This is a genomic window from Bacteroides sp. 224 (genome assembly GCF_010500995.1).
Classification (GTDB): Bacteria; Bacteroidota; Bacteroidia; order Bacteroidales; family Bacteroidaceae; genus Bacteroides.
This window is the reverse complement of the sequence record NZ_QVMK01000070.1, coordinates 1-4,991: the sequence shown is the minus strand read 5'-3', so window position 1 is coordinate 4,991 and position 4,991 is coordinate 1. Positions and strand designations below refer to the sequence as shown.

The 4,991-nt window shown below is 37.9% G+C and carries 4 protein-coding genes, 1 tRNA gene and 2 pseudogenes; 3 read left to right on the top strand and 4 right to left on the bottom strand.

Going from position 1 to position 4,991, the window contains the following annotated elements; all coding sequences use genetic code 11:
* Positions 1 to 210: 210 nt before the first annotated feature.
* Positions 211 to 565 (top strand): annotated as a pseudogene (locus D0T60_RS19105) (response regulator); the annotation flags it as partial.
* Between the two features lie 53 nt (positions 566 to 618).
* A pseudogene (locus tag D0T60_RS18275) lies at positions 619 to 1,539 on the top strand (sigma-54 interaction domain-containing protein); the annotation flags it as partial.
* 487 nt (positions 1,540 to 2,026) lie between these two features.
* On the opposite strand, the gene D0T60_RS18270 reads toward D0T60_RS18275, so the two are convergent.
* From D0T60_RS18270 to D0T60_RS18260, 3 genes are read right to left on the bottom strand one after another with little or no spacing between them, the layout of a single operon-like run.
* A complete protein-coding gene (locus D0T60_RS18270) occupies positions 2,027 to 2,692 on the bottom strand; it encodes an RluA family pseudouridine synthase (RefSeq protein WP_163219883.1) in 666 nt (221 codons plus the stop codon).
* 1 nt (position 2,693) lies between these two features.
* Positions 2,694 to 3,440, bottom strand: a complete 747-nt coding sequence (gene fabG, locus D0T60_RS18265) for a 3-oxoacyl-[acyl-carrier-protein] reductase (protein ID WP_163219881.1) — start codon at positions 3,438 to 3,440, stop codon at positions 2,694 to 2,696.
* 8 nt (positions 3,441 to 3,448) lie between these two features.
* The gene (locus D0T60_RS18260; RefSeq protein ID WP_163219880.1) at positions 3,449 to 4,045 is read right to left on the bottom strand and encodes a TetR/AcrR family transcriptional regulator; all 597 of its coding nucleotides are present in this window, start codon (positions 4,043 to 4,045) and stop codon (positions 3,449 to 3,451) included.
* Positions 4,046 to 4,410: 365 nt separating this feature from the next.
* Between D0T60_RS18260 and D0T60_RS18255 the strand changes: the two genes are divergently transcribed.
* Positions 4,411 to 4,483, top strand: a tRNA-Met gene (locus D0T60_RS18255).
* Between the two features lie 246 nt (positions 4,484 to 4,729).
* On the opposite strand, the gene D0T60_RS18975 is transcribed toward D0T60_RS18255, so the two are convergent.
* Positions 4,730 to 4,852: a hypothetical protein gene (locus D0T60_RS18975; RefSeq protein ID WP_255491765.1), complete on the bottom strand. Its 123-nt coding sequence runs from the start codon at positions 4,850 to 4,852 to the stop codon at positions 4,730 to 4,732.
* Positions 4,853 to 4,991: the final 139 nt, after the last annotated feature.

Here is a 4,991-nt window from a genome sequence, read left to right as displayed (position 1 = left end):
AAACATCACACATAAAGCATTTGATTTATATAATTCAAGCAACAAAAGTACAGATACTAAGAAAACAGATGGAGACGTACTACGCCGAATGGTTACGGACATCATATAATATACATTACAACGATGCGGCGAATGAATTTTGTTCCTTAGAAAGCAAATATTCCCGAAAAACCTTTATACCTTTGTAGTGCTAATAAACGACGGTGCATTATGAGATCTATACTAATCATCGAGGATGACATTACATTTGGAATGATGCTAAAGACTTGGCTTGAGAAAAAAGGATTTACTATTTTTTCTGCCAGTGACATCATGCGTGCAAAAAAGTGTCTGATGCAGGACCAGATAGATCTTATTCTTTCAGATCTACGACTTCCCGATGAAGATGGAATTCACTTATTGAGGTGGATGTCTAAGGAACAACTCCACATTCCGCTTATTATCATGACCGGATACGCCGATATACAGTCGGCCGTAATGGCCATCAAATTAGGAGCCAATGATTATATAGCAAAACCCGTAAACCCGGACGAATTACTAAAAAAAATAAACGAAGCGTTAAGCAGTGACTCTAAGCCGACTCAGAAAATACCGGCTAACCCTTGCCACATTAATAAATCACCTTATTTGGAAGGAGAAAGTGACTTAGCTAAACAGCTCTACAATTATGTAAATTTAGTAGCACCCACCAATATGTCTGTTCTCATTAATGGTGCCAGTGGTACCGGAAAAGAGCATATTGCACACCGCATCCATGAATTAAGTAATCGTAGTCACAAGCCATTTATCCCTATTGATTGTGGAGCAATCCCTAAAGAATTGGCAGCTTCTGAGTTCTTTGGTCACATAAAAGGTTCTTTTACCGGAGCTCTTTCTGATAAGACCGGGGCATTTACCGAAGCTAACGGAGGCACCATCTTTCTGGATGAAATAGGTAATTTAAGCTATGAGATACAAGTCCAGTTGCTTCGTGCATTACAGGAACGGAAGATTCGTCCAATTGGTTCTAATAAAGAAATAACTGTCGACATTCGCTTAATAGCTGCTACCAATGAGCATCTGGATCAAGCCATTGAGAAAGGTACATTTCGCGAAGATTTATATCATCGCATCAATGAGTTCACCCTAAGAATTCCTGATTTGAAAGAAAGGCAAGAAGACATTCTTCTATTTGCTAACCTATTTCTGGATCAAGCCAATCAGGAACTGAACAAACAAATTATTGGCTTTGATCAACAAGCAACCAAGGCCATACAGGAGTTTCACTGGCCGGGTAATTTAAGACAGTTGAAAAATGTAATTAAACGAGCCACTCTACTTGCCCAAGGAAACTATATTTCTGTTTTAGAATTAGGAGAGGAATTAACCACCACTCCCCCTCCTCATCCGAACATTGCTCTAAAGAATGAAGAAACAGAAAAAGACCATATTCTTGAGGCATTAAGACAAACCAATAACAATAAGAGTAAAGCTGCTCAACTCCTAAACATCGACAGAAAAACATTATATAATAAGTTGAAACTCTATAACCTGGATTGATTCCACAATTTATTGTGGAAAAATTCCACACCCAATTCCACAGTTTCCACACCACTCCCCAACTTTCTTTTCTGAGCAAAAAGCACATAAGCAACTCACTTTCAATACTTTAAATCAATTAGTACAAAGAAAAACATCTTTGGCACAGTGATTGATCTATATATGGCATGAGGCTAAACACTATTTTATTTAATAATTTGTTTCACTCACTTAAAGTTGTAGCTATGAAAAAGCTAATGTAATTTGTGGCTGCGTTTATGTTCTTATTTGGTGCAACTGTTGTAATAGCATAAGTTCCAGTTAAACAAGATAAACCGGCAACAAAAGAAAGAAGGACCCAACAACACAAAACCTAAAAAAACCGACAACAGAAGAAGCAGCTGAAAAACCTATTGAAAGTGCCAAATAAGAATATAAAGCACACAAGTTCTTTTTTTAGCAAAAAAGCCACCCCAATTATTACTGTCTATTCAGGGGTGGCTTTTTTTCATTCAAATGACTTCCATAACTTATCTTCAGGAACAGGAGCTTCCAAATCCAATAATTCTTTAGATACAGGATGAATAAACTTAATGCGTCGGGCATGCAAAGAGATACTTCCATCCGGATTAGACCTAGGGAATCCGTATTTCAAATCTCCTTTAATAGGGCATCCCATTTTCGCTAACTGACACCGTATCTGATGATGTCTTCCGGTTTTTAGATCAACCTCCAATAAGCAATAGTTCTGAGAACGTCCAATTAACCGATAATCTAAAATAGCTTTCTTGGAATTAGGTACCTCTTTATCATACGCATAGCTTTTGTTCTGTTTTTCATTACGCACCAGATAATGCACCAATTCACCTTCTGTTTCCTTGGGAGCATTTTTCACAATAGCCCAATACGTCTTCTTCACTTCACCATTCTTAAATAATTCATTCAAGCGAGGAAGTGCTTTACTTGTTTTTGCAAAAACAACAAGACCGCTTACGGGCCTGTCCAGTCGGTGCGTAACACCGATGAAAACATTACCAGGCTTCTGATACTTTTCTTTCAGATACTGTTTTACCATTTCGGAAAGAGGGGTATCGCCGGTTTTGTCTCCCTGAACAATCTCGGAAGCGGCCTTATTGACCACAATAATGTGATTATCTTCGTAGACTACCGTCATTTTACATATTCATACCGCCGTCACAAAGCAATACCTGACCTGATACATAAGATGACATATCAGATGCAAGGAAAGTTGCTACATTTGCAACATCCTCGGGAGTACCACCACGACGCAATGGAATTGTTTTTGCCCATTCTGCTTTTACTTCGTCAGTCAATTGGTCTGTCATTTCAGTAATAATGAACCCCGGAGCAATTGCATTTGCACGGATACCACGAGAACCTAATTCTTTAGCTATAGATTTCGCTAACCCAATCATACCTGCTTTAGAAGCTGAGTAATTACACTGTCCGGCATTACCTGAAACTCCAACCACAGAAGACATATTGATAATGCTACCTGATTTTTGACGCATCATGATTGGTGTACAAGCATGAACAAAGTTGAAAGCAGATTTCAGGTTCACGTTGATAACCATATCCCATTGCTGCTCACTCATACGCATCATCAACCCATCACGAGTGATACCGGCATTGTTTACTAAAACATCGATACGACCGAATTCTTTATGTATTTCTGCTACTACTTTAGCAGTATCTTCAAAATTGGCTGCATTAGAAGCGTATCCTTTTGCTTTCACTCCAAAAGCTGCAATTTCTTTTTCTGTATTTAGTGCATTCTCATCGATCACCAAGTCGGTGAATGCAACATTAGCTCCTTCTGAAGCAAATTTCAAAGCGATTGCCTTACCAATACCACGTGCTGCACCGGTTATAAGGGCTGTTTTACCATCTAATAATCCCATAAAATAAATTATTTATTGATTTCTGTTTTATGAAGTGCGCCAAACACAATGTTTGCCACATATTTTTTTCGTGTCTCTAAATCTAAGTTTGCACCTATCTTGCCTCTAATATAGGGCACTTCGATACCTTTCAGGCAATAATGAACGAGATTAGCTGTCATATCCGTATCATCTATTACAAACACTCCGGTATCTACTCCCTCATTCAGCACTGCTTTAAATAGCTGGATTTGCTTGGCATCGAATTTCTTTCGAACCTTTTCCACCCGCCAAATATCTCTAAAGAAGTTAGCACGAAGAGTTCCGTTACGATAAACTACCTCTTTAACCGCATCTAACCGGGTATAAATCATTTCCAATATCTTTGAGTCGGGTGATATTTTCTTCTCTGCAACGCGAGAGAGTGTTTCTGACAGCATTTCCAACTCAGATTCAACAACTGCCAAGTATATCTCTTCCTTACTTTTAAAATAAGTATACAGAGTTCTTCTTCCTTTTTTAGAGGCTACAGCAATATCATTCATGGTAGTGCTCTCTACTCCCATCTTAGCAAAAAGCTGACGAGCCACATCTACTAATTTAGCTTTAGTTTTTGATACAGTCATAAGAGTTGCACATTTCTGAATTATATGAGCAAAAGTAACTCTTTTCATCATATCACACAAGAAAAAAAAGAGTTTATTAACATCGTAGATTAACAGTTTACCGCCGCTTTAGTTATCCAATACCTACTTCATTCGAAAAGCATAGAACTTCTGGCATGAAATTTTGTTTATTATCTATGACAGTATTTATTTTAATTATGTACAACCATTAATATGCAAGATTATGAGTAAGTACATTAAATTATCAGCCTCTCTATAAAGCTATATATCAGCCAATTAAGATATACCCGCAAAAGAATTACATAAAAAAGAACGAGAAAGTTTGTTTTTATAATAAAAAGGTGTACCTTTGCACTCAGAAACATCGCGGAGTGGAGCAGTTGGTAGCTCGTTGGGCTCATAACCCAAAGGTCGTCTGTTCGAGTCAGGCCTCCGCAACTAAAGAAGAAGCATCTGAGTAATCGGATGCTTTTTTTGTTTTATAGCTTTTGATTAGTTCTGCTGGGGGAGCAACGGATCAATCCGAGAAGTTAGGGGTCAATCCGAAAAGTCGGTTGAATTGTTATGGGATTACCTCCATTTTCAATAAACCATTGTGAACTTACTGCTAGCCGGACAATCTTTTTATTTGAAGAGAATACAGCCTCCTTGGAGCCAAGGAAATCTTTTTATGATATGGATAACCTAAAACATTTTAACAGCGCCTAAAGCCTCTATTTCGATATCTATATACAATTCTCTTACAGTACTTTGCACACCTTTCCAAGCAAGCATATCGAAAGCCATTTCCGGTATACGTTCTATCACTGATTTAGTAGTAACTAAACGATATTTATCATATTACCTAAACGCAAAAAGCCTTCCTATCATCTTTGATAAGAAGGCTCTTCATTAAAACGGCAACTACTTACTCTCCCACTGTTACGCAGTACCATCAGCGTGACGA

Excerpts from the sequence above, each read along its gene's own strand:
- D0T60_RS18270 (WP_163219883.1), bottom strand. The coding sequence starts at position 2,692 with ATGACGGTAGTCTACGAAGATAATCACATTATTGTGGTCAATAAGGCC.
- fabG (WP_163219881.1), bottom strand. The coding sequence starts at position 3,440 with ATGGGATTATTAGATGGTAAAACAGCCCTTATAACCGGTGCAGCACGT.
- D0T60_RS18260 (WP_163219880.1), bottom strand. The coding sequence starts at position 4,045 with ATGACTGTATCAAAAACTAAAGCTAAATTAGTAGATGTGGCTCGTCAG.